The 21,198-nt window shown below is 64.1% G+C and carries 21 protein-coding genes; 16 read left to right on the top strand and 5 right to left on the bottom strand.

Annotated elements, in window-relative coordinates:
• Window positions 1-403: 403 nt before the first annotated feature.
• The gene (locus BBD46_RS15855) at window positions 404-1,486 is read right to left on the bottom strand and encodes a tubulin/FtsZ family protein (RefSeq protein WP_071402660.1); all 1,083 of its coding nucleotides are present in this window, start codon (window positions 1,484-1,486) and stop codon (window positions 404-406) included.
• A gap of 138 nt (window positions 1,487-1,624) precedes the next feature.
• Between BBD46_RS15855 and BBD46_RS15850 the strand changes: the two genes are divergently transcribed.
• Window positions 1,625-2,050 (top strand): DUF5791 family protein, encoded by a 426-nt coding sequence (locus tag BBD46_RS15850; RefSeq protein ID WP_071402659.1) that lies wholly within the window; start codon window positions 1,625-1,627, stop codon window positions 2,048-2,050.
• Between the two features lie 185 nt (window positions 2,051-2,235).
• Complete coding sequence (locus BBD46_RS15845; protein ID WP_071402658.1) at window positions 2,236-3,138, top strand: NAD-dependent epimerase/dehydratase family protein; 903 nt, start codon at window positions 2,236-2,238, stop codon at window positions 3,136-3,138.
• A 3-nt stretch (window positions 3,139-3,141) separates the two neighbouring features.
• On the opposite strand, the gene BBD46_RS15840 is transcribed toward BBD46_RS15845, so the two are convergent.
• On the bottom strand, window positions 3,142-3,369 hold the full coding sequence (locus BBD46_RS15840; protein WP_071402719.1) for a hypothetical protein: 228 nt from the start codon (window positions 3,367-3,369) through the stop codon (window positions 3,142-3,144).
• Window positions 3,370-3,552: 183 nt separating this feature from the next.
• Here BBD46_RS15840 and BBD46_RS15835 point away from each other — a divergent pair, with 183 nt between their 5' ends.
• Complete coding sequence (locus BBD46_RS15835; protein ID WP_071402657.1) at window positions 3,553-4,752, top strand: DHH family phosphoesterase; 1,200 nt, start codon at window positions 3,553-3,555, stop codon at window positions 4,750-4,752.
• 59 nt (window positions 4,753-4,811) lie between these two features.
• Here the strand turns inward: BBD46_RS15835 and BBD46_RS15830 are convergent, their stop codons facing one another.
• Window positions 4,812-5,897 (bottom strand): PfkB family carbohydrate kinase, encoded by a 1,086-nt coding sequence (locus BBD46_RS15830; protein ID WP_071402656.1) that lies wholly within the window; start codon window positions 5,895-5,897, stop codon window positions 4,812-4,814.
• Window positions 5,898-6,106: 209 nt separating this feature from the next.
• The gene (locus BBD46_RS22730) at window positions 6,107-6,277 is read right to left on the bottom strand and encodes an HVO_0758 family zinc finger protein (protein WP_171908222.1); all 171 of its coding nucleotides are present in this window, start codon (window positions 6,275-6,277) and stop codon (window positions 6,107-6,109) included.
• A 172-nt stretch (window positions 6,278-6,449) separates the two neighbouring features.
• Between BBD46_RS22730 and BBD46_RS15825 the strand changes: the two genes are divergently transcribed.
• The 8 genes from BBD46_RS15825 to BBD46_RS15790 all read left to right on the top strand — a co-directional run bounded on the left by BBD46_RS15825 (window position 6,450) and on the right by BBD46_RS15790 (window position 15,087).
• A complete protein-coding gene (locus tag BBD46_RS15825; RefSeq protein ID WP_071402655.1) occupies window positions 6,450-7,814 on the top strand; it encodes a glycosyl transferase family 2 in 1,365 nt (454 codons plus the stop codon).
• 77 nt (window positions 7,815-7,891) lie between these two features.
• Entirely contained in the window at window positions 7,892-8,389 is a 498-nt protein-coding gene (locus BBD46_RS15820) for a DUF7109 family protein (protein ID WP_071402654.1), read from the top strand.
• A gap of 1 nt (window position 8,390) precedes the next feature.
• A complete protein-coding gene (locus BBD46_RS15815) occupies window positions 8,391-8,987 on the top strand; it encodes an NUDIX hydrolase (RefSeq protein WP_071402653.1) in 597 nt (198 codons plus the stop codon).
• Between the two features lie 322 nt (window positions 8,988-9,309).
• Window positions 9,310-10,095: a DUF7388 family protein gene (locus tag BBD46_RS15810; RefSeq protein WP_071402652.1), complete on the top strand. Its 786-nt coding sequence runs from the start codon at window positions 9,310-9,312 to the stop codon at window positions 10,093-10,095.
• 69 nt (window positions 10,096-10,164) lie between these two features.
• Window positions 10,165-10,929: a creatininase family protein gene (locus tag BBD46_RS15805; RefSeq protein WP_071402651.1), complete on the top strand. Its 765-nt coding sequence runs from the start codon at window positions 10,165-10,167 to the stop codon at window positions 10,927-10,929.
• On the top strand, window positions 10,926-12,107 hold the full coding sequence (locus BBD46_RS15800; RefSeq protein WP_071402650.1) for an NAD(P)/FAD-dependent oxidoreductase: 1,182 nt from the start codon (window positions 10,926-10,928) through the stop codon (window positions 12,105-12,107). The genes BBD46_RS15805 and BBD46_RS15800 overlap by 4 nt, the downstream gene beginning before the upstream one ends.
• Window positions 12,108-12,231: 124 nt before the next feature.
• Window positions 12,232-12,474, top strand: a complete 243-nt coding sequence (locus BBD46_RS15795; protein WP_071402649.1) for an Lrp/AsnC family transcriptional regulator — start codon at window positions 12,232-12,234, stop codon at window positions 12,472-12,474.
• 183 nt (window positions 12,475-12,657) lie between these two features.
• The gene (locus BBD46_RS15790) at window positions 12,658-15,087 is read left to right on the top strand and encodes an ATP-binding protein (RefSeq protein ID WP_071402648.1); all 2,430 of its coding nucleotides are present in this window, start codon (window positions 12,658-12,660) and stop codon (window positions 15,085-15,087) included.
• A 41-nt stretch (window positions 15,088-15,128) separates the two neighbouring features.
• On the opposite strand, the gene tmk is transcribed toward BBD46_RS15790, so the two are convergent.
• Window positions 15,129-15,728 (bottom strand): dTMP kinase, encoded by a 600-nt coding sequence (tmk, locus tag BBD46_RS15785; protein WP_071402647.1) that lies wholly within the window; start codon window positions 15,726-15,728, stop codon window positions 15,129-15,131.
• Window positions 15,729-15,926: 198 nt separating this feature from the next.
• Here tmk and BBD46_RS15780 point away from each other — a divergent pair, with 198 nt between their 5' ends.
• The 5 genes from BBD46_RS15780 (at window position 15,927) to solA (ending at window position 21,194) form a co-directional block, all read left to right on the top strand.
• Window positions 15,927-16,643 (top strand): hypothetical protein, encoded by a 717-nt coding sequence (locus BBD46_RS15780; RefSeq protein ID WP_253184581.1) that lies wholly within the window; start codon window positions 15,927-15,929, stop codon window positions 16,641-16,643.
• 74 nt (window positions 16,644-16,717) lie between these two features.
• Complete coding sequence (locus tag BBD46_RS15775) at window positions 16,718-17,647, top strand: complex I NDUFA9 subunit family protein (RefSeq protein ID WP_071402645.1); 930 nt, start codon at window positions 16,718-16,720, stop codon at window positions 17,645-17,647.
• A gap of 208 nt (window positions 17,648-17,855) precedes the next feature.
• Window positions 17,856-19,034: a tubulin/FtsZ family protein gene (locus tag BBD46_RS15770; RefSeq protein WP_071402644.1), complete on the top strand. Its 1,179-nt coding sequence runs from the start codon at window positions 17,856-17,858 to the stop codon at window positions 19,032-19,034.
• Between the two features lie 207 nt (window positions 19,035-19,241).
• Window positions 19,242-19,943, top strand: a complete 702-nt coding sequence (gene cofC / locus BBD46_RS15760; RefSeq protein WP_071402642.1) for a 2-phospho-L-lactate guanylyltransferase — start codon at window positions 19,242-19,244, stop codon at window positions 19,941-19,943.
• A 111-nt stretch (window positions 19,944-20,054) separates the two neighbouring features.
• Entirely contained in the window at window positions 20,055-21,194 is a 1,140-nt protein-coding gene (solA, locus tag BBD46_RS15755; RefSeq protein WP_084777781.1) for an N-methyl-L-tryptophan oxidase, read from the top strand.
• Window positions 21,195-21,198 lie beyond the last annotated feature (4 nt).

The raw sequence follows: 21,198 nt of genomic DNA, 5'->3' as shown, positions 1-21,198 counted from the left end.
GCGTCTCCGTTCTCATCTGTCTCTGTCTCTACGTCAGGAGTCGGGAGTACGGTCGTGGTCGCGGTTGTCGCAGTGTACAGCGACTGCTCACGATCTGCGAAATCTCGGTGAATAAGATTTCCTGTCATCGATCGTCGAGCGATACGCGCCCCGGTGGCGTTCTGGTACCGGTAACTACTGGAGCCTGTAATTTAAATGTACCGGTCTACAACCCCGTGAAAACCGTTACCAGGGGCCGTGTTCCACCCGCTCGCTCGCACTGGCTGGTCGACCGACGTATAAATATGGTCAGTGCAAACCGATTTTGTCGATCGCGAGTCGACGCAGCCGATCTGCTGGAACGGGTTCCCGGAAACGACAGGGCGGTCGCGGTTGCGCCGGAAACGACGGACCGCAGTCCGTCTCAGAAGAGGTTCTCGAGTCGGTCGTCGGTGAACTGCTCGATATGATCGGTCTTCTCCTCGTCCTGTTCGCGCTGTGCCTCGCGTGCGCGATCCATGAACTGCTCGATGCGCTGTGAGCGCTCTGCGCCGCCGAGGAGGACGAGCGCGCCCAGCCGGTCGCTCTCGAGTGGGAAGTCGCCGCCCCGAACCTCCATGCTCCCGGTTTCGTCCTCGAGCCAGCGGCGAGACTTCTCGACGCCCTTGCGCGGGATTTTCTCCGGGTCGCCGGCGATGACGAGCAGCGCGGAATCTGCCGTCGTCGCATCCGGCAGACTCGTCCCGGTCAGGAGTGCCTGTCGGGAGACGCTCATCGCCGTCCGGACGTTCTCGGCGCTGTCGTCGCTTGCGACCTCGCTCGCATACCCGAGGGTCGCAATGCCGCCGCTTCGCAGCGTGTTGATAACCTCACTCGAGTCCACCACGCTTTCGCCGACGCCCTCGGTTGCTTCGCCGGAGGCGAACAGGAGGCCGACGCGGCGGGCGATCTTCTGGTTGATCGTCTTGAACGCGCCTTCGACACTCTCGCCCTGTTCGTGCCAGGCATCGTTGTCGATGAGGAGGGTCGAATCGGCCTCGCGGGCGAGTGTCTTCAGCGAGCGACCGGCGTTGGCCTGGTAGAGCGCGCCTTCGTTGCGCCCCGGGAGGACACCGAGGGCGTAGACGGGGACGTCGTACACTTGCTGGAGGTGATGGACAAGTACCGGTGCGCCGCCGCTGCCGGTGCCGCCGCCGAGTCCGGCGACGACGAAGATCGCTTCGGCACTCGAGGTCACGCGACCATCCAGGGCACCCAACACCTGCTGAATGTCCGATTGCATGACCTCGGTGCCGAGTTCGTTGTCGCCACCGACCCCGTGGCCGTTGACGCGATCTGCACCGATTAGCTGTGTGTCGACAACATCGAGGGACCGAAGGTCGGGTTTCGCGGAGTTGACCGCCAGCGCGCCACGGACTGCACCAAAGCCCATGTCCGCATCGAATCGAGCGAGTCGTTCCGTGACCTTCCCACCGGCCTGACCGACTCCGATCAGGGCTACTTTCATACCGCTACCGTGTGAGTGCAAGGTGTTGAACGTTCCGGTGTGCGTACCAGTTGCTCGTGACAGTGAGCGACACGAACACACCATTGACTCTCGACACGGATGATAACCCACTTGTGGCCACCCGCTGTCACTCCCGATATGTTCTACGAACAGCGCACGGCCGTCCCCGACTCGCCCGCGGATCTGCGAGCGGAGTATGCCGCCGACTTCGCCAGCGTCGTCGACCAGCACGGCACGGCCGCCGTCGCCGACGAAACCGATCTGGATGCCGAGACACTCGACTCCCTCGACGCCGACACCGTCGCAGACCTTACACTCGAGGAGGCGGCCCAGATTCAGTCCCAGACAGAGGGTGAACCGGACGCCGAGACGATCGTCGAAATCGCGTGCGAGCATCTGTTGCTCGGGATGACGACGGCCGTGCTCGACGTGGACGCAGTCGAGGGCGAACTCGCAATCGATATGGACGCAAAGGAGATTCAGCAGAAGATCGAACGCCGTGCCCCGATGAGTTTCGGAGAGTACGTCCACTTACAGCACGCGATCGTCGACAGCGCGCCGTAAGCGGCTGTGTGCGTTCACTGTTGGTACAAATATCGGCACCTGCATCCGGTTCCGACTCTGACTCCGGCTCCAGTTCTGACTCTGACTCCGGCTCCAGTTCTGACTCTGACTCCGACACCGACTCTGACCTCGCCACCGGCTCCGGTGTCGTTATTGCCTCGCGCACGCGACCTGCAACTATGACTATGCGAGTTGCACTCCTCGGCTGTGGCTACGTCGGCCTCGAGCTCGGCCGCCAGCTCAGCGCCAACGGACACCACCCGATCGGCGTCCGCCGCTCGGACGACGGCATCGCCGCAATCGAAGCCGCCGGTTTCGACGCCGTCCAGGCAGACGTCACCGACCGCGACGACCTCCAGACAGTCCCAGATGTCGACGCCATCGTCTTCGCCGCCAGCAGCGGCGGCCGTGGGGCCGACGCCGCACGAGAAATCTACGTCGACGGCCTTCGAACCGCCATCGAAGCCTTCGGCGAGCGCGACTCACCATCACAGCCCGACCGACTCATATACACCTCCTCCACCGGCGTCCACGGCGACCACGACGGCGACTGGGTCGACGCCGAGACCCCAATCGAACCCACGACGCCCAAGACCGAAGTGCTCGCCGAGGCAGAGCGGATTACACTCGAGTACCCCGCCGAGTTCGGGATGGACGGCACGGTCGCGCGCTACGCTGGCCTCTACGGACCGGACCGGTACCGGCTGCAGCGCTATCTCGAAGGACCGGTGACGGAGGGCTATCTGAACATGGTCCATCGCGACGACGCCGCGGGCGCAGTTCGATACCTACTCGAGGAGGAGCTGGGCCGCGGAGAGGTCGTGCAGGTCGTCGACGACGAACCGGCCGAGAAGTGGGCCTTTGCGGACTGGCTGGCGGACGAGTGTGGACGCGAGCACCCGCCAAAGCAGACGAAAGCGGAGCGACTGGCGGACGACGATCTCTCGGAGCCGGCACAGCGACGGATTCTGACGAGCAAGCGCTGTGCGAACGATCGGTTGCGCGAGCTGGGATACGAGTTGCGCTACCCGACGTTCCGTGAGGGATACCGGGCGGCGATCGAATCGGTCCGTGACGGCGAATCGTAGCGGTCACGTCGACTCGCGCTCTGGGTCGTGATCCCTGTCAACCTGGGTGAACACGTACCAGAACCCGAGCAGGACGGCGAAGAACAGCGCACCGATACCGACACGGAGTCCGATTTCTTCGATGCCGCTCATTTCGGCTTGCACCAGCGCGGCCGCCCAGCCGCCGGTGACGATGGCGAAGCCGGTCGCAACGACGAGCATGATGAGGAGCCGATCTGTGGGAATGTCCATCATGGGCGGTTCGATTCGGACGCGGATAACTGCCAAGCCTGAGTTCGCCACGCAGTCAATCCAGCCCATACTGCGTTCAGTGTCCCATTGACGCGATCCACGCGCGACACCTCGTTGTGACGACGATCGGCGAACCCTCACGATCAGGGGAAATTTCTTGGTTGTTGAATTTGAGTGTCCGGTATGGACGTTCAGCACGCCTCGACGGAGATGGGGGTCGTCGAGGCGGCAACAGAGCGGCCGGTCGCAGCTATCGAAAGCGCTATCGATTCGCTCGAAGCGCTCGATCCGCTGGTCCTCTCGTTGCTCATTCTCGCCATCGCCGGCCTCGGCCTCGGTGGCTGGTGGATCGTTCGCTGGTTTCGCCGCCCGCCCGGCGTTCGACTCCAGCGCGTGCTCGCAGAGTACGACGACGTGACGGTGTTGATGCACCCGAATCCCGACCCGGATGCGATGGCGTGTGCGATGGGGGTCGCCGCTATCGCGGACGATGTAGGGACGGAGACAACACTGCAGTACCCCGGCGAGATCCGCCATCAGGAAAACAGGGCCTTCCGGACCGTACTGGGACTCGAGGTCGATCAGATCGCCTCGGGTTCGGAACTCGCGAGCGACGCCGTTGTGCTGGTCGACCACAACACGGCGCGTGGCTTTACCGGTGCCCAGACGGTCGAGCCAGTCGCCGTCGTGGACCACCACCCCGGCAACGGCACGGGGACGAAGTTCACCGACGTGCGCACGGAGTACGGCGCGGCGTCGACGATCATCGTCGAGTATCTCGAGGAACTCGGGGCCGTCACCGAGGCTGACGAGGAGGACGGACTCACACTCACGGCCGAACTGGCAACCGGACTGCTCTACGGCATCCAGTCCGATACGGACCACCTGACCAACGGCTGCTCACGAGCCGAGTTCGACGCCTGCGCGTACCTCTTCTCGGAGATCGACGAGGACCTCCTGGAGCGAATCGCGAATCCACAGGTCAGCGACGACGTGTTGCAGATCAAGGCGACGGCGATCACCGAGAAGCGAATCGAGGGGCCGTTCGCGATCTGTGATGTCGGGTCGATTTCGAACACCGACGCGATCCCACAGGCTGCGGACGAGTTGATGCACTTAGAGGGTGTCACCGCCGTCGTCGTCTACGGCGAGAACGACGGCACGATTCACCTTTCGGGTCGGTCGCGCGACGACCGCGTCCACATGGGCGAAACGCTGCGCCACGCGGTGAACGACATCCCGATGGCGAACGCCGGCGGTCACGCGCGGATGGGCGGCGGCCAGATCTCGGTGGACCACATGCGGGGGCTCGGTCCCTCCGACGGCGTCGACAAAGCCGAGTTCGAGGAACGACTGTTTGCAGCGCTCTCCGGCGAGCGCTGACCAACGATTCCAGATCAGTCCCGATCAGATTGGGTCAGATCAGGTCAGCCCTGATCAGATCAGTCCCGTATTTCTCCGCCGCTGCGAGATTCGGCTCGATTCTCGAGAAACGTCCGTAACTGATCCGGCGTCGGCGTCGCCGCCGTCTCGACGAAGTGCGCTGCACAGGCGTTTCCCAGTGCGAGCGCGGTCTCCCACGCCCACCCACGAGCGAGGGCACAGGCCAGCGCCCCGCTAAACCGATCACCCGCGCCCGTCGTGTCCGACGGGTCGTCGATCTCGACCATCGGGACCGTGACAGCGTCGTCCGCCGTCGCCGCGTGCGCCGCCTCCGAACCGTGCACGACGACTGCGGTCACGCCGAGTTCGGTCCGTACAGCTGCGAGACGCTCTCGAACTGACTCGCCCGACCCGTCCGCGTCGATACCGAGCACCGCAGCTGTCCGGTCGAACTCCTGTGGGTTGACGTTCAGGACAACCGCGAGCGAATCGACCGCATCAGTTTCTGAGAGCGTCTCAAAAAAGTCCGAGACTGCTCCGTCGTCAGGAATCCCGAGCGCACCGGGATCGACCACGATCGGAAGCGTGGCAGGGGACGACGGTGAAGGAGGGTTCGTCCGTAACCGATCGAACACGTCAGTCTGCCCGCGGACGGACACCCAGTTGACACAGCACAGCGCGTCCGCACCGACGACCCGTTCCCAGTCGATGACCGTATCGAGTGCGTCGATCGACCAGTCGTCGGTCGGCCCCGGTTCCGGAAGGAGTACCTCGCTATCGTCGAACGCGAAGACGTTGATCACGGCCGGCGTCCCCATCGAATACGTCTCGAACTCGAGTGCCTCGAAGATCGGATGATCGAGGTAGCCGACGAGCGTCGCGTCCTCGCCGAGTGCGTGGATCTGCTGGGCCGCGTTCGTCGCCTGTCCGCCCGGCCGGGTATCGACCGGCGTGAGCGGGAACGTTTCTCGGTTGGACTCGAGTTGGCGACCGAGCTCGGCGGGGGTGTCGATGCGCGCGCCGTCGTCGCCGTCGACGGCGTAGCGGCGGTCGATACTGCCGTCGGGGAGCGAGACGATTCGGTTCGAGTCGGACTCGTCGCGGTCGAACTCGGCGAGGCGGTCGCGAAGATGGTCGTAGCTCACGATGGGATCTGCGTCACGCGAACGTCCAACGGTCGGTGACAAAAACGGTGTCCCGGCGATGGCTCGTATGGTCCTCGCGACAGTTCCACTGTGTCGCGACGTGTGTCAGAGTGACGGTGAATAGTGGACGAACACGTCGAGGCGGCGGAGAGTGCGGAGAGTGAACGGAGGCAGTCGTGGTCGCCTTGCTCCGGTGCTCTGCGCTCTTCTTACCGGATCTCTTTCCACTCGGCAGCGCACTCGGGACAGATCCGAACCGTCTTGATCTGGTCCGGGTCGTTCTCGGTCTTCAGCGGCTTCTCGCACTCGTTGCAGACGAGTCGATCGTAGGTGTCTTTGTCGAGTTCGCCCTCTCGAAGTGCCTTTCGGACAGATTTCATGTTCACTGCTTTGGAAGGTCTAGATGAAAAAGACCGGGGCTTTGCCGTTGACATAATTGCCCTCTCAGGGGGGTATCTCCCCCGATATCTGTCTCGACAGGAACATGTTATGGGATACCACGACAGCCGGCGAGTCGTGGCCGTTTTACCGATCCGCTCGAACACTCTACCGATGGAGTACGTCCAGGAGCGGATCGCGACGCTTCACGACTTCCGCGCCCTCCGCGGACACCACACGGAGACGGCAGGCGAGGATGGCGGCGGCGCAGACATCGATACCGCCACCGACGCCGTCACCGCAACCGGCGAAGACGAGCGCCAACGCCCCGTCGCTGCCGCGCCCGACACCACCACCCCTGCATTCGATCTCGGCGCACACATCCGCGAGACGGCCGTTATCGTCCCGATGGCCGGCCGCGAACACGAGAGCCCCGCCGCCGAGCGCGTGCTCGCCGAACTCGAGTCCCTCTCGCCTGCGCCCGCCGCCGTCTTCGTTCCCGTTCGCACCGCTCCGGACCGAATCGATGCGTTTCGCGAGTGGCTCAGTGGCTTCTCGTTGCCGATCCGGCTCCTTTGGTGTAACGCGCCCACCGTCGAGGAGCGACTGGCCGACGCCGGACTGCCCCACGGCCCGGAGACGGGGAAGGGGCGTGATGTCTGGCTCGCGCTCGGCCCCGCTGCCGAGGCGGCAGACTACGTCGTCGTCCACGACGCAGACGCGCGAAGCTACGAGGCCGACCACGTCCGCCGGCTCCTGGCACCGCTTTCGATGGCGGACCAGAACTTCGAATTCGTGAAGGGGTACTACGCGCGTATCGAGGACGAGAAGCTCTACGGCCGGCTGTTTCGGCTGTTCTACCGGCCGCTGTTGCGCGCGCTCGAAGCAGATACCGGTGGCGGTTCCGGTGCTGGTGCCGGTGGGAGTTCCGGTGCTAGTTCTGGTGCCGGTGTTGCAACTGGCCACGACCAGGAAACGGACACGGCCATCCTCTCGTACCTCACCGCCTTCCGCTACGCCCTGGCCGGCGAGTTCGCCATGACCGCCGCCCTCGCCCGCCGCATCCGCGCCCCGCAGTCGTGGGGCCTCGAGGTCGGCGTCCTCGGCGACGCCTTCGAGCACGCCGGCTTCGCCGGCAGCGCGCAGGTCGACCTCGGCCACCACGTCCACGACCACCGCGCCGTCGCCGGCGACACCGGCCTCGAAGGGATGAGCCGCGAAGTCGGTGCCACGCTCCTGGCGGTACTCGAGTCCGGCGGCGTTGAGCCCAACTACGAGACGCTTCCCGAGCGCTACCTCGCGGCGGGCGACGAACTGGTCGAGCAGTACCGCGCGGACGCAGCGTTCAACGGACTCGAGTACGACCCGGCGAGCGAGCGGGCGCAGTTGGAGCGCTACGCCGGTGCGCTCTCCGAGCCGAAGGAAGACCGGCGACTGCCTCGGTGGACGGATGTACCACTCTCACCGGCGGCAGTACTCGAGTCGGCCCGGCCCTGGCGAGTCGACGGCACCTGTCCAGAGCCGAGTGCGGACGACTAACGCGCGGATCGGCTGCCGGCAGGCAACCGGGACGCCGGCTATCAATATTTATCTGCGGACCACCCGTTACACCGCGTATGAACGCGACCGCCGACGAACTGGCCGGTGTCGTCGACCTCTTCGGCGGGCTGACGCGCGCGGAACTCGAGCGCGCCCTCTCGGAGGCCGCCTACCGCGCGGACGGACAGTCCGTCGACGAGGACGCACTCGAGACGGCGATCGAGGAGGCGCTCGCGTCGTTTGCGCTCGTCCGCTACGACAGCGACGCGAGCGAGGCCGACGCACCGCTGCTCGTCGCCGGTCCGACGGCGTTTCCGACGGTCCCAAACCACGCCGAGGACGTACCCCACATTCTCGATATCGAACCCCGCCGTCCCGATCGGGACACACTCGGCGAGACCGCACACGACCGGTTCGCGACGGCGGTCGACCGCGCGCTCACGGATACCGACGAGGACCGACTCCAGACGCTTCTCGACATCAGCTACGATCTCGAAGCCTGGGCACCGCTCGACCTGGCAGCCGAACGCGACGAGCTCTCGGAGGCACTCTCGGACTCGGAGGCACTCGAGTGAGATGAGTCGGCGACCCACCTTCGATCTCGATCCGGTGGCGGCACACGAACCCACCGGGATCGACGACCAGCGGTTCGACGCCGCGGTGCTCGCGCCGGTCATCGACCGGGACGGCGAGGATCACCTGCTGTTCACCCGCCGTGCGGACCACCTCGGCGAGCACCCCGGGCAGATGAGCTTCCCCGGCGGCGGGGCCGAATCGGTCGACGACACCATCCTCGACACCGCACTTCGAGAGGCCAACGAGGAGATCGGTCTCGATCCGGAAGACGCCGAAATCGTCGGCCAACTCGACGATATCCGAACGATCAGCGAGTACGCCGTCACGCCGTTTGTCGCGCGTGTCCCCGACCAGACGTACGACCGACAAGCCAGTGAGGTCGCCGAGATCGTCGTCCTTCCGCTCTCCGGACTGCTCGACCCCGAGAACTACGAGTACGAGCAGCGAGAGCATCCGTACTACGGCAACATCGTCGTCCACTACTTCCACGTCGACGGCTCCACCGTCTGGGGCGCGACGGGCCGGATTCTCGTCCAGCTACTCGAGTTAGCGACCGAGTTCGAGGCTCCGGTTTCGGACGACCGTACGCGAGGCTAGGTCGCCGGTTCTGACCACTGAACGAACCGCAAGGAGGTCGGCCTCCGTTACCCGCCGAAAGAACCGCAGGGAACGTCAGCTTTTTGCGCGCGCCGCTCGCAGCAGGTGTATGGTCGCACAGACGATGGATCGAGTTCCGCACGGGCACCAGTAGTTCTACCCACAGTAGCTCCCGCGACAGGAGCCCACGGAGCCGCCGTCGACCTGTTTCTGCTCAGTTGCACCGTTCACACGGAGCGTCCGCTTCGTCTCGAATCGCTAGCAGTCAGACACCCACAATCACTCCCACTAGTATCGACACCTCACCCCGAGGTGGTCGCCAATGTTGACCACAAGTACCGTTTCGCGCGCCGGCCTGGACGCCATCGCACTCAAACCAGCCGAGTGCGACGTCGAGCGAGCAACGGCCATCCCGGCCGACACCATCGCGATCGACTACGAGGGCCGCGAACACATTCCCGACCGGGAAATCATCGAGACCCTCGCAGCCGACACACGGGTCTTGCTGACGACACCAGTCAGAGCCGACGGCTTCGACCCGCTCGGCGACGACTCGCTCGCCTCCGAACTGCCGTCCGCGGTCGAGCGCATCCTCGTCGCCGGCCACCCCGCCTACCTGACCGACGACGAACGCAGTCGCGCCGTCGCGCCACGGCTCGGGGCTGCACTCGAGTCCGCCCCGGACTCCTGGGTGGGCACCGAAAGCGTCGAGCGCATCGCGATGGCGACGGGCGCGACCCAGTACGACCTGCTCTCACGCTCGACGGAACGAGAGCTGCGTGCCCTACGCGCGGCCGGTTTCGACGGCGACATCGCCGTCTACGCGCCGACGGTTCTTTCGGACGACGAGGACGAGATTCTCGACGCCGTCGGTGACTACGTCTCTCGCCGGCGGCCGGTCGCCTCGGCGCTGCCGGAAGACGGCGACGAGCAGACGGATTCACAGGCGACGGGTCGCACACGAGAGGTGTTGCTCGCCGCCGCGAACGACTACGCGCTCGTCGGGGCCGAGGCCGACGTTCGCGAGCAGACCGACGCCCTGCGCGAGGCCGGCGGGACCACCGTGGTCGGCTACCCGGCGCGGGATATCGAGCCGTTCCTCGAGTAGGGGGGAGGCGGCTGTTTCTTCGCGCGGAACGTCCGACGATATAAGTCACTCCGGCAACCAGCAGTGCGCATGACACTGCTCGCAGAGCGAACCACGACCGACGCCGCCGCCGACCTCGATGCGGCCGAGGTTGCCGTCGTCCCGACCGGTAGCACCGAACAACACGGCCCGGCGCTCCCGCTTGGCATGGACCACATGGCCGCGCAGGCGTTCGCCCGCTCCGCTGCCGACCGCGACGACACAGTCGTCCTTCCGACGATTCCGGTCGGCGTCAGCGTTCACCACCGCCAGTTCGACGGCACGCTGTACGTCTCTGCAGAGACGTTCGAACAGTACGTCGAGGAGACGATCGCGAGTCTCGCCGAGCACGGCGTCCGCAAGGCCGTCGTCGTCAACGGCCACGGCGGCAATAGCGGTGCGCTCCGGCGTGCTGCCCGAACACTTCGCGACGAGGAGACCGCCTTCGCCCCGCCGTGGAACTGGTGGGACAGCGTCGAAGACGTCGCCGCCGACCTGTTCGACGAAGACGGCGGCCACGCCGACGCGATGGAGTCGAGCCTGCTCTGGCACATCCGGGACGACCTCGTCCAGCCCGACGAACTCGAGGCCGCCGAAGCCGGCGCGAGCGAGTCCTGGGGCGAGTCGGTCCACGGCGCAGCGCTCGGGTTCGACACGATCGACTTCTCCGAGAGCGGCGCGGTCGGCCGGCCGACCCAGGCCGACCCCGAAAAGGGGGAAGCGCTGTTCGAAGCCGGTGCCGACCAGCTCGACGCACTGCTCGACTGGCTCGCAGCACAGCCACTCGAGGACTGCTGGGCGCGTGCGCACAAATGAGCGAGGACGCACCCGAACTCGCGGTCGGTGCCGACGCCTTCGTCGACCAGGGTGCCGGCCACGCCGTCGCCGTCGTCGGCGCGGGAGCCCTCGGCGCGACCGCAGCCTACGACCTGGCCCGACAGGGAGCCGATGTCACGCTGTACGAGCGCGGTACCGTCGCGAACGAGTCGAGCGGCCGCGCGGCGGGCGTCTGCTACGACGCCTTCGCCGGGCCGATCGACGCCGAAATCGCGAGCGACGCGATCGAACGCTTCCGCGCGCTCTCGGGCGACGAGACGTTCCCGTTCACCGAGTGTCCCTACGTCTGGCTCGCCCGCGAGGGCGACGACCGGCGCGCCGACGCGATCCGCGGCCAACTCGAGCGCATGCAAGCACAGGGCGTCGTCGCACTCGAGATGACCGGCGACGAACTCGCAGAGCGATTCCCGGCTGTGCGGGCCGACGACGTCGCCGTCGCGGGGATCGCGGGCGGCGCGGGCTACACCGATCCCGGCCAGTACACCGCCTGTCTCGCCGCGGCGGCGACCGGCGCGGGCGCGACACTCGAGACGGAGACGCCGGTGAGCCTCGAGACCGATCCGACACGGATCGTCCGCGACGATGGTACGACGGAGGCATACGACGCCGTGCTCGTCACCGCCGGCGCGCACACGAAGCGTCTGCTCGCGGATGCCGGGATTTCCATTGCGCTCAAGCCCTACCGCGTCCAGGCGCTCGTCGCGAGCGGTGACCACCCGGAGCCGATGTGTTACGATGCGACCAGCGGCTTCTACCTCCGCCCGCATCCGGAGGGGCTGCTCGCCGGCAACGGCACCGAGGAGTGGGAGGCCGACCCGGACGAGTACGACCGGGCGGCGAACGACGACTTTGCTTCGGACCTGCTCGAGCGCGTCCGTCACCGACTCCCCGACGCCGCCGAGATCGAACTCGAGCGCGCCTGGGCAGGGCTCTGCACAGCGACACCGGATCGAGATCCGCTGGTCGGCCAGCTAGAGGAAGGGCTGTACGTCGCGACGGGGTTCCAGGGCCACGGCTTCATGCGCGCACCGGCAATCGGTCAGCGGATCGCCGACCAGGTCCTTGGCGGCGAGGGAATCGACGCCTTCGATCCGACGCGCTTCGACGGCGACGAGGAGTTCGACGTCGTCGAAGGGATGGGTGTTACGAACGACTGACGAACGGTTCGCACAGCCAGTCTGAACGGCTGCACGCGCGTTTTCGATACACCCTGGTATCGTTCCTCCCGCGACAGGCGGGCAAACGTTTTAGTCGTGTGGTGGAGTACCACACCTGCGAACGATGGTTCACGCGTTTATCATGGTCAAGACGGCCGCCGGCAAGTCGGAGGGGCTCCTCTCACAGATTACAGACATCGAGTCCGTCGCGGGCGCACACATCGTCGCGGGGAACTACGACATTATCGTCGAGATCGATGCCCCCGAAGTGTACGACGTGCTCAAAGCCGTCTCCTCAGACATTCAGGGCCTGGAGGGTGTGACCGACACGAAGACCTACATCGCGATGGATCAGAACGGCGAGTAATTGCTCGCAAAGAGGATCGTGATGAGTGCGCCGAGTGTCTCTACTCCCCTTGGCTTTCGTCTTTGAGTGTATCCGTCTGCCACCCGCGCTACTAAACTGGTTGTTGTGTGGCACCGACTGTCCCACATTATGTAAGTCAAACTATCGGAAACACTTTTCCATACACTCGAACAAAGACGCCACATGCGCGACACAGCCTCGGAACTACAGGGAGAGGGCATTTCCCGCCTGTTTGAGCAAATCGGAACTGAACCGCTCACTGCAGCCGAGGTTGCAACCAAAGCCGAGTGTTCTCAGCAGACTGCCCGCGAGAAACTGACCGCGCTCGTCGATCGCGGCTACTTGCAGACGAAGGAGGTTGGGTCGGGTGAACGTGTGTGGTGGTCACCTGGTCGCGAGCGTGAACGCGAAGATGAACGTGAAGGCGAACACGAAAGCGAACGCGAACGTGAACGCGAACATGATGAACAGGAAACACAGCAATCGGCAGACGTGGTCGCTACACAACAACTGCAAGAGATAAGCACCCAACTGATTCGGGAGAACGACGCTGCTGCCCTGTATCAGAAGGTCCTCGACGCCGCGGTCGACATCATGGACGCCGACTATGGGAGTATGCAGATGCTCGACAGTGACCGGGGCGAACTCAAACTGCTGGCCCACCGAGGATTCAGTTCGGAGGCCGCCTCGTTCTGGGAATGGGTCTCCCCCGAGGCAGGCAGCACTTGCGGCATGGCCCTGGACACCGGCGAACGAATCATCGCGTCGGACGTCGAAACGTGCGAGTTCATGAGCGACACCGAGGACCGGGAGGTGTACCTCCAGGCAGGCATTCGTGCGGTACAGACCACGCCACTCGTCGCCCGCGATGGGGACCTTCTCGGAATGATTTCGACACACTGGGAAACACCACACGACCCCCCAGAGCGGAAGTTGCACCTGCTCGACGTACTAGCACGGCAGGCTGCGGACCTGATCGAACGCACACGATCCGAAGTAGAACTGAAAAAGCGCGAAGAGCACTTGAGCGCGCTTGTTGAAACCACACCCGAGTGCATCAAGACCGTCGACGCCGACGGCACGCTGCGCCAGATGAACCGCACCGGACTCGACATGGTGGAAGCAGAATCAGCGTCGGACGTGATCGGTGAAAGCGTCTACGACCTTATCGCTCCGGACGACCGTGCGCAGTTCCGCGAGTTCAACGAGCGGATCTGTCAGGGCGAAAGCGGGACTATAGAGTTCGAGATCATCGGGTTGAACGGTTCACGTCGACACATGAAAACGCACGCTGCACCGCTTCGCAGCCCTGACGGGACGAGATCCCAACTGGCGCTGACCCGCGATATCACCGAACAGGTCGAGCGCGAGCGCGAACTCGAGCGAGCGCGCGACATGCTCGCGGAGACCGAGCGAATCGCAAACGTCGGCGGTTGGGAAATTAACGTCGCGACGAGAGAAGTGTTCTGGACAGACCACATCTTCGAACTGCTGGAAGTGGACGCCGACGAGGAGCCGTCGCTAGAAGAGATCCTCACTATGTTCCACGAGGCGGACCAGCAGCGCATCAGGAATGCCGTCGAGGGACTGCTCGACTCCGGTGACCCCTTCGACATCGAGGCGCGAGTCCGGACGGATAGCGGTGAGACGCGCTGGCTTCGGTTGCGAAGCGCCTCAGAGATCGGTGACGATACTGCCACGTCGATCCGCGGAGCAGCCCAGGACATCACTGATCGCAAGCAACGCGAGCAGCGCCTCGAAGAGTTGATCGACGACCTGGAGGAGTCCAATAGCCGTCTAGAGCAGTTCGCCTACGCCGCTTCCCACGACCTCCAGGAGCCGCTGCGGATGATCTCTTCCTACCTCCAACTGATCGAACAGCGCTACGCGGCGGATCTCGACGGGGACGGCGAGGAGTTCCTCGAGTTCGCTATCGACGGCTCGGAACGGATGCGAAACATGATCCAGGGGCTCCTGAAGTACTCACGGGTCGAGACGCGCGGGGAGCCACTCGAGCCGGTCGATCTAGACGCGGTTTTCGCCGACGTCTGCGAGGATCTCCAGTTGCGGATTACGGAGAGCAATGCGAGGGTCAGCGCCGACTCGCTGCCTCGAATCAACGGTGACGAGGAACAGTTGCGTCAGGTGTTCCAGAACCTACTGGACAACGCGATCGAGTATAGCGGCGACGAACCACCACAGATACACATTTCGGCGGAACAGGAGGAGAGCCAAAGCCGTCCAGACTCACGAAGCCAGTCTCATAATCCGCCAGAGAGAGGGGAACACCACACCTCTGCGGACGACCCGGAACGACACCGCGCCGACCAAAATCGGACGAGGAACTGCGACACCGCAGCAAGCGACGAGGCGAAATGGACCGTCTCGGTCAGCGACAACGGTGTCGGTATCGACTCGGACGACACTGACCGCGTCTTCGAAGTGTTCCAGAGCCTGCATCCACCCGACGAGCACGCCGGAACGGGGATCGGGCTCGCACTCTGCGAGCGGATCGTCGAACGCCACGGCGGCGAGATCTGGGTCGACTCCGAACCGAACGAGGGCACGACGTTCTCGTTTACGCTTCCGGCGGCACCTGATCATCCGATCTAACTCGCGTCGAGTCACTCCAGGTGATCTGAGGCGCGACGTGCTCAGCCCTCGAGTGCCGTCGCCAGCACGTCCCGGACCTCCGCGAGTACCGCGTCAGGCGACTGCATCGCATCGACCCGAACGAATCGGTCCGCGTAGCGCTCGGCCAGCAGTTCGTAGTTCTCGCGGACGGATTCGAGATACGCGGCGTGCTCGAACTTGTTCGTCGATCCAGCCCGCTTCGCGGCCGTCTCCGGATCCAGATCGAGATAGATCGTCAGATCAGGTTCGACCGAGAACGGTTCGTGAACGTCGACGACGTACTCGAGTGGCTCCGCAATCCGATCGGTTTCTGCGAGCGTCGCGCCCTGGTAGGCGTAGCGGGAGTCGGCGTAGCGGTCGGAGATGACGAGGTCGTCGCGCTCGAGGGCGGGTTCGATTTTGCGCGAGAGGTGGTCGGCGTGGTCGGCGGTGTAGAGGAAGAGTTCGGCGAGCGAGTCGGCGTCGTCGTCTTCGATGGAACGGTAGACGGCGTCGCCGTACCAGGAGTCGTTGGTGGGTTCGCGGGTGAAGACGGCGTCGGGGTAGGTGTCCTGCAGGGCCTCCCAGACGGTGGTTTTGCCGCTGCCGTCGAGCCCCTCGAGTGTGACGAGCGTGGCCATGGATCTGCTCGCACGTCGTCGGGTGAAGTATTACAATCTGTCGAGAATCCGTCGTCGATTCGGACAATCGCCTGAGTTGGTTTCCAGCAGCACTGTCCAGGTTTAGCCTGAGTTGCTGAATGTAGACCAATATGAGGATTAGAAATAGTGAAAATAAATAATATGTGGCGTGAGTAGAGAGCGGTGAAGCGCCATACCGTGGTAGCGATCGCAGTAGTAATTCCACTGTTCGCACTGGTCAGCTCCGGTAGCGTTGGATTCTATCTCAGCCCGTACGAACCCCTCGCTCCGGAGTATGCGGTCGCACACGAATCGACAGATGCGTTCGAAGACGTACTCGAGAGCCAGGCACTCGAGACGGACAATGCGAGACACGTCGACTCCCTCTCACCGAGTGCACAGCGTGTGTTCGAAGACGCGACCGATCACCCGCCCGAAGTGAGAGACGGTGTGTCGGGATGGCAGTCAGTCGACGTTGTGGTCTGTCAGGACGCGATGCTCGTCTGTGATGCGGTTAGCGAACCGCCGCTAGTTGACGATGGCACGTACACCGTGGTCGAACAGGACGACGAGCTGTACGTCGTGGAGACACAGCAGAATTTCCCACCGGCGCTGGGAACGACGGCGGTTAGCTACCTCACGTTCGCACTGGTCGCCGTCTTTGCTGGACTCCTCGCGCTGGTCGGGTACAAACACCGAGACGCGCGGACACTCGAGTCAGGTCTTTTCGCCGCCGCAGCCATCGGCGTGACCGTTGGCCTCTGGCCGTATCTCCTCCTAGTCGCCGGAATTGCGTCCTACTGGTGGCTCGTTCTGCCACTCATCTGTTTGGGAATCGCGCTGCTCGGCCGCCAGATTCAACTTCTGTTTCGATACGCGGAGGCTGGGGTGTCTGAGACGCGGACCCGCAACTGACGCTATTGGGACGCCGGTCGCACCACTGGACCGCGGCAACTACTTATTTGAGGAATCACGCCCATAGATCAGCTATGAAGGTCCTCGTCGCCGGCGGCACCGGTTTTATCGGCTCTCACCTCTGCACCGAACTCGCCGAACGCGGCCACGAGGTGACGTCGCTCTCCAGAAACCCCACGAGCGAGGACGCGGCCAACCTCCCCGACGAGGTCGACCTGGCCAGCGGCGACGTGAGCGACTTCGATACCATCGTCGACACCGTCGACGGCCACGACGCCGTCGTCAACTTCGTCTCGCTCTCGCCGCTCTACCAGCCCCCGAGCGGGACGGATCACGAGACCGTCCACCTCGGCGGCACCGAAAATCTCGTTCGTGCCGCCGAAGACGGCGACGTCGAGCGATTCCTCCAGATCAGTGCGCTCGGCGCTGACGCCGACGGGCCGACGCCCTACATCCGCGCCAAGGGCCGCGCCGAAGAAATCGTCCGCGAGGCCGCCCTCGGCTGGACCATCGTCCGCCCGAGCATCGTCTTCGGCGATGGCGCGGAGTTCCTCGAGTTCACCAAGCAGCTAACCACTCCCTACCTGACCGGCCTCCCCGGCGGCGGCGAGACGCGCTTCCAGCCGATCTGGGTCGGCGACTTCGCCCCGATGCTGGCCGACGTACTCGAGGACGACAGCCACGTCGGGCAGACCTACGAGATCGGCGGGCCGCAGATCGTCACCCTGGCCGACGCGACCGAACTCGTCTACGAGGCCGAGGGTCACTCGGTAACGATCCTGCCGATTCCGATGGCGTTGACGAAGCTCGGACTCGCGGTCGCGGATCCGCTGCCACTGATTCCGTTCGGGACCGAGCAGGGGGAGTCACTCGAGTTCGATAACACGGTTGCGGAGAACGATGTGGCGGCGTTCGACGTTGCGCCTGAGGAGTTGCTGACGCTCGGTGCGTATCTTGGTGTTCGGCCCGATCAGTCACGGACAGAGAGTCAGCCAGCCACGTAGGGGTGCCATGCAGTGGCCCCGTCGTTGTGGTATAGTAAACGAGTCAAACAGCCAATAGATAGCTGTTGAATATAGTATATTTATTTCTTCAAACTCCGTCCCGTCTATCGGTTTATGGTGATATAGAATTATGCAAGAAATTCACTTCATAGAAAGACTTATAGTCCTAATCGCTCTGGTCCAAGTCAACGGAGCCCCCTGACAAAGTATGAAGCTGGCGATGATCGGATTTGGACAGGCCGGTGGCAAAATCGTCGATCGATTCCTCGATTACGACGATCGGACTAACAGCGGTATCGTCCGTGCGGCGATCGCTGTGAACTCTGCGAAGGCGGATCTGATGGGTCTCGAACGGATTCCACAGGAAAATCGCGTTCTCATCGGTCAGGCCCGGGTCAAGGGCCATGGTGTTGGAGCAGACAACGAGCTCGGCGCGGAAATCGCCGAGGAAGATATCGACGAGGTACAGAACGCAATCGACGCGATTCCGACGCACGAAGTCGATGCGTTCCTGGTCGTCGCCGGAATGGGCGGCGGAACCGGGTCCGGTGGAGCCCCGGTTCTCGCAAAGCACCTCCAGCGAATCTACACGATTCCCGTCTACGGTCTTGGTGTTCTCCCCGGAACGGACGAGGGCGGTATCTACACCCTCAACGCGGCACGATCGTTCCAGACGTTCGTCCGCGAAGTCGACAACCTCCTCGTCTTTGACAACGACTCCTGGCGACAGACCGGCGAGTCCGTCGAGGGCGGCTACGAGCAGATCAACGAAGAAATCGTCCGACGATTCGGACTTCTCTTCGGTGCCGGTGAGGTGAGCGGCGACCAAGAAGTCGCAGAGAGCGTCGTCGACTCCTCGGAGATCATCAACACGCTCTCCGGCGGCGGCGTCTCTACTGTTGGCTTTGCGAGCGAGGAAGTCGACCTCAACACCGGCGGCGGACTACTCTCTCGCTTTACAGGCGACGGCAGCGGCGATGACGACCTCGACGCCGCGAACACGACCAACCGAATTACGAGCCTCGTCCGCAAGGCCGCACTCGGTCGCCTCACGCTCCCCTGTGAGATCGAAGGCACCGAACGCGCGCTGCTCGTCCTCGGTGGCCCCTCGGAGTACCTGAACCGGAAAGGCATCGAACGCGGGCGCAAGTGGCTCGAAGAGGAAACCGGTAGCATGGAAGTCCGCGGCGGTGACTATCCGCGCGAGAAGCCGGAAGTCGCCGCAGCAATCCTGCTCTCGGGCGTCACCAACGTTCCGCGCATCAAGCGACTCCAGCAGGTCGCGATCGAAGCGCAGGACAACATGGACGACATCCAGGCTGAGAGCGAGGAGAACCTAGAGGAACTCGTCGAGGACGACGAGGACGAACTCGAGCCGCTGTTCTAGCGACTCGACGTCACACCCCTCGCTCGGGCGGAGCGAAACTGACGCGAACCAACGCAACTCAACGCGAACCAACACAAGGAGACGACCTACGAACTCCCGGACGGGCCGATACCAGACTTTCGTGTCGGGGGGCACGAAGTGGGACTGCATCCGGCCCGATCCGGGAGTTCGACGTGTTTTTCCACACCCGTTGACTACGTCGAACAGATGCACGTCGTCGTCCCGTTCGCCGCCGACACGCCAAAGACCCGACTCAGCGGCGTACTTGCGCCCACAGAGCGAGCGACACTCGCACGAGCGATGCTCGCGGACGTTCTCAGCGCAGTTGCGGCGACCGGCCACGAACCAACCGTGCTCTCGACCTCATCGCTCTCAGTCGAGTCCCTATTTTCGAGCGACGACCAGCATGCGCCAGTTTCGCCCGCACTCGAGTCCCCGGGTGAGATTCCGGTCACGGTCGACGACCGCCCGCTGACGGCTGCGGTCAACGCCCAACTCGAGGCCGCCGAAGAGCCGGTCGCGATCGTCATGGCTGACCTCGCACTCGCGACACCGGCTGCGCTGTCGACCCTGTTCGCCAGCGGCGCTGCCGACGGCGTCGCTATCGCTCCCGGCCGCGGCGGCGGGACGAACGCCCTCGTCGTTCGCCACCCCGACTTCCGCGTCGACTATCACGGCGCGTCCTACGTCGACCATCGCGAGCACGCCGCCGAAATCGGTGCGCCACTCGAGTCCGTCGACTCGTTTCGGCTCGGCACCGACGTGGATGAGCCGTCGGATCTGGTCGAGGTGCTGATTCACAGCCGGGAAGACGGTGGTCAGAGCCGGACCGCAACACGGCTCCGTGAGCTTGGCTTCGAACTCGAAACGACGGACGGTCGAGTTACTGTCGTTCGAACCGAGTCCTGACTGCGAGTTTGTTGTAGTGGTGTGTATGGCCGCCCCGAACAGCCCACGGTCAGACCTGCAAGAACCGATCCGACGTGAAGACTTTTGCTCTCGCACACATCACGTGAGAGAGTGACACAGACATCGTACGACGCGATCGTGATCGGCGTCGGAGGCATGGGCAGTGCAGCCGTCTATACCCTCGCGAAGCGAGGCGTCGACGTTCTCGGGCTCGAGCAGTACGACATTCCACACACGCGCGGTTCCTCGCACGGTGAAACGCGAATTTTCCGTCTGACACAGCCGGAACACCCGTCGTACGTTCCCCTCGCCCAGCACGCACACGAACGCTGGCGTGAACTCGAGGCCGAGTCTGGCGCCGACCTGCTGACGACCACCGGTTCGGTCCACGCCGGCCCGAAAGATGGGGAGCTAGTAGCGGATGCACTCGAGTCCGTCCGCGCGAACGAGGTCGACCACGAACTGCTGACCAGCGCGGAGCTGGGAGAGCGGTTTCCGGCCTTCGAGTTGCCCGAGGGCCATCGAGCGGTCTACCAGCCAGATGGCGGGTTTCTGTCATGCGAACGGGTGATCACGACGAACGTGAATCAGGCCCACGAACACGGTGGTGTCGTTCGCGCTCGCGAGCGCGTGCGAAGCTGGGAACCGCGCGAGTCGGGTGTGACGGTGCGAACTGATCGGAACACGTACGAAGCGGACAACCTCGTGATCACGGCCGGTGCCTGGGCGGCGAACCAGCTCGACGTACTGCAGAACCACCTCTCGCCCCAGCGGCGGGTGATGATTTGGCTCCAGCCAGAGGAGCCGGCGAATTTCAGCCCGGACCGGTTCCCGGTGTTCAGCGTCGATGTGCCGGAGGGCAACTTTTACGGCTTCCCGACGGCCGAGCGACCAGGGTTCAAGTTCGGTCGCAGCCCGGACGTAACGGAAGTCGTCGACCCGAACGACTGGCAGGACGAGCCGACGATGCAGGACGAACACCTCCTACGCCAGCTTCCGGACGGTCACTTCGCGGGTGATCCGGGCAGGGATCGGACGATGGGAATGGCGACCTGTCTCGTCACGACTTCGACCGACGGCCACTTCTACCTCGATACGCACCCCGAGTATCCGCACGTCTCGTTCGCCGCGGGCTTTACCGGCCACGGCTTCAAGTTCGTCAGCGCGATCGGCGACGTGCTGGCGGATTTCGTCACCGAGGGCGATACGGAGTTGCCGATCGACGTGCACCGGCTGGATGGTCGTCTGTGAGACG

Source organism: Natrialba sp. SSL1, from assembly GCF_001861355.1.
Classification (GTDB): Archaea; Halobacteriota; Halobacteria; order Halobacteriales; family Natrialbaceae; genus Natrialba.
Note: the sequence above shows the minus strand (reverse complement) of the source record. Positions and strands in the feature narration are given on the sequence as shown.

Excerpts from the sequence above, each read along its gene's own strand:
- BBD46_RS15775 (WP_071402645.1), top strand. The coding sequence starts at position 16,718 with ATGAAGGTCCTCGTCGCCGGCGGCACCGGTTTTATCGGCTCTCACCTC.
- BBD46_RS15815 (WP_071402653.1), top strand. The coding sequence starts at position 8,391 with ATGAGTCGGCGACCCACCTTCGATCTCGATCCGGTGGCGGCACACGAA.
- BBD46_RS15810 (WP_071402652.1), top strand. The coding sequence starts at position 9,310 with ATGTTGACCACAAGTACCGTTTCGCGCGCCGGCCTGGACGCCATCGCA.
- BBD46_RS15835 (WP_071402657.1), top strand. The coding sequence starts at position 3,553 with ATGGACGTTCAGCACGCCTCGACGGAGATGGGGGTCGTCGAGGCGGCA.
- BBD46_RS15790 (WP_071402648.1), top strand. The coding sequence starts at position 12,658 with ATGCGCGACACAGCCTCGGAACTACAGGGAGAGGGCATTTCCCGCCTG.
- BBD46_RS15805 (WP_071402651.1), top strand. The coding sequence starts at position 10,165 with ATGACACTGCTCGCAGAGCGAACCACGACCGACGCCGCCGCCGACCTC.
- BBD46_RS15770 (WP_071402644.1), top strand. The coding sequence starts at position 17,856 with ATGAAGCTGGCGATGATCGGATTTGGACAGGCCGGTGGCAAAATCGTC.
- BBD46_RS15855 (WP_071402660.1), bottom strand. The coding sequence starts at position 1,486 with ATGAAAGTAGCCCTGATCGGAGTCGGTCAGGCCGGTGGGAAGGTCACG.
- BBD46_RS15820 (WP_071402654.1), top strand. The coding sequence starts at position 7,892 with ATGAACGCGACCGCCGACGAACTGGCCGGTGTCGTCGACCTCTTCGGC.
- BBD46_RS15845 (WP_071402658.1), top strand. The coding sequence starts at position 2,236 with ATGCGAGTTGCACTCCTCGGCTGTGGCTACGTCGGCCTCGAGCTCGGC.
- BBD46_RS15800 (WP_071402650.1), top strand. The coding sequence starts at position 10,926 with ATGAGCGAGGACGCACCCGAACTCGCGGTCGGTGCCGACGCCTTCGTC.
- BBD46_RS15850 (WP_071402659.1), top strand. The coding sequence starts at position 1,625 with ATGTTCTACGAACAGCGCACGGCCGTCCCCGACTCGCCCGCGGATCTG.
- BBD46_RS15840 (WP_071402719.1), bottom strand. The coding sequence starts at position 3,369 with ATGGACATTCCCACAGATCGGCTCCTCATCATGCTCGTCGTTGCGACC.
- BBD46_RS22730 (WP_171908222.1), bottom strand. The coding sequence starts at position 6,277 with ATGAAATCTGTCCGAAAGGCACTTCGAGAGGGCGAACTCGACAAAGAC.
- tmk (WP_071402647.1), bottom strand. The coding sequence starts at position 15,728 with ATGGCCACGCTCGTCACACTCGAGGGGCTCGACGGCAGCGGCAAAACC.
- BBD46_RS15825 (WP_071402655.1), top strand. The coding sequence starts at position 6,450 with ATGGAGTACGTCCAGGAGCGGATCGCGACGCTTCACGACTTCCGCGCC.
- cofC (WP_071402642.1), top strand. The coding sequence starts at position 19,242 with ATGCACGTCGTCGTCCCGTTCGCCGCCGACACGCCAAAGACCCGACTC.
- BBD46_RS15795 (WP_071402649.1), top strand. The coding sequence starts at position 12,232 with ATGGTTCACGCGTTTATCATGGTCAAGACGGCCGCCGGCAAGTCGGAG.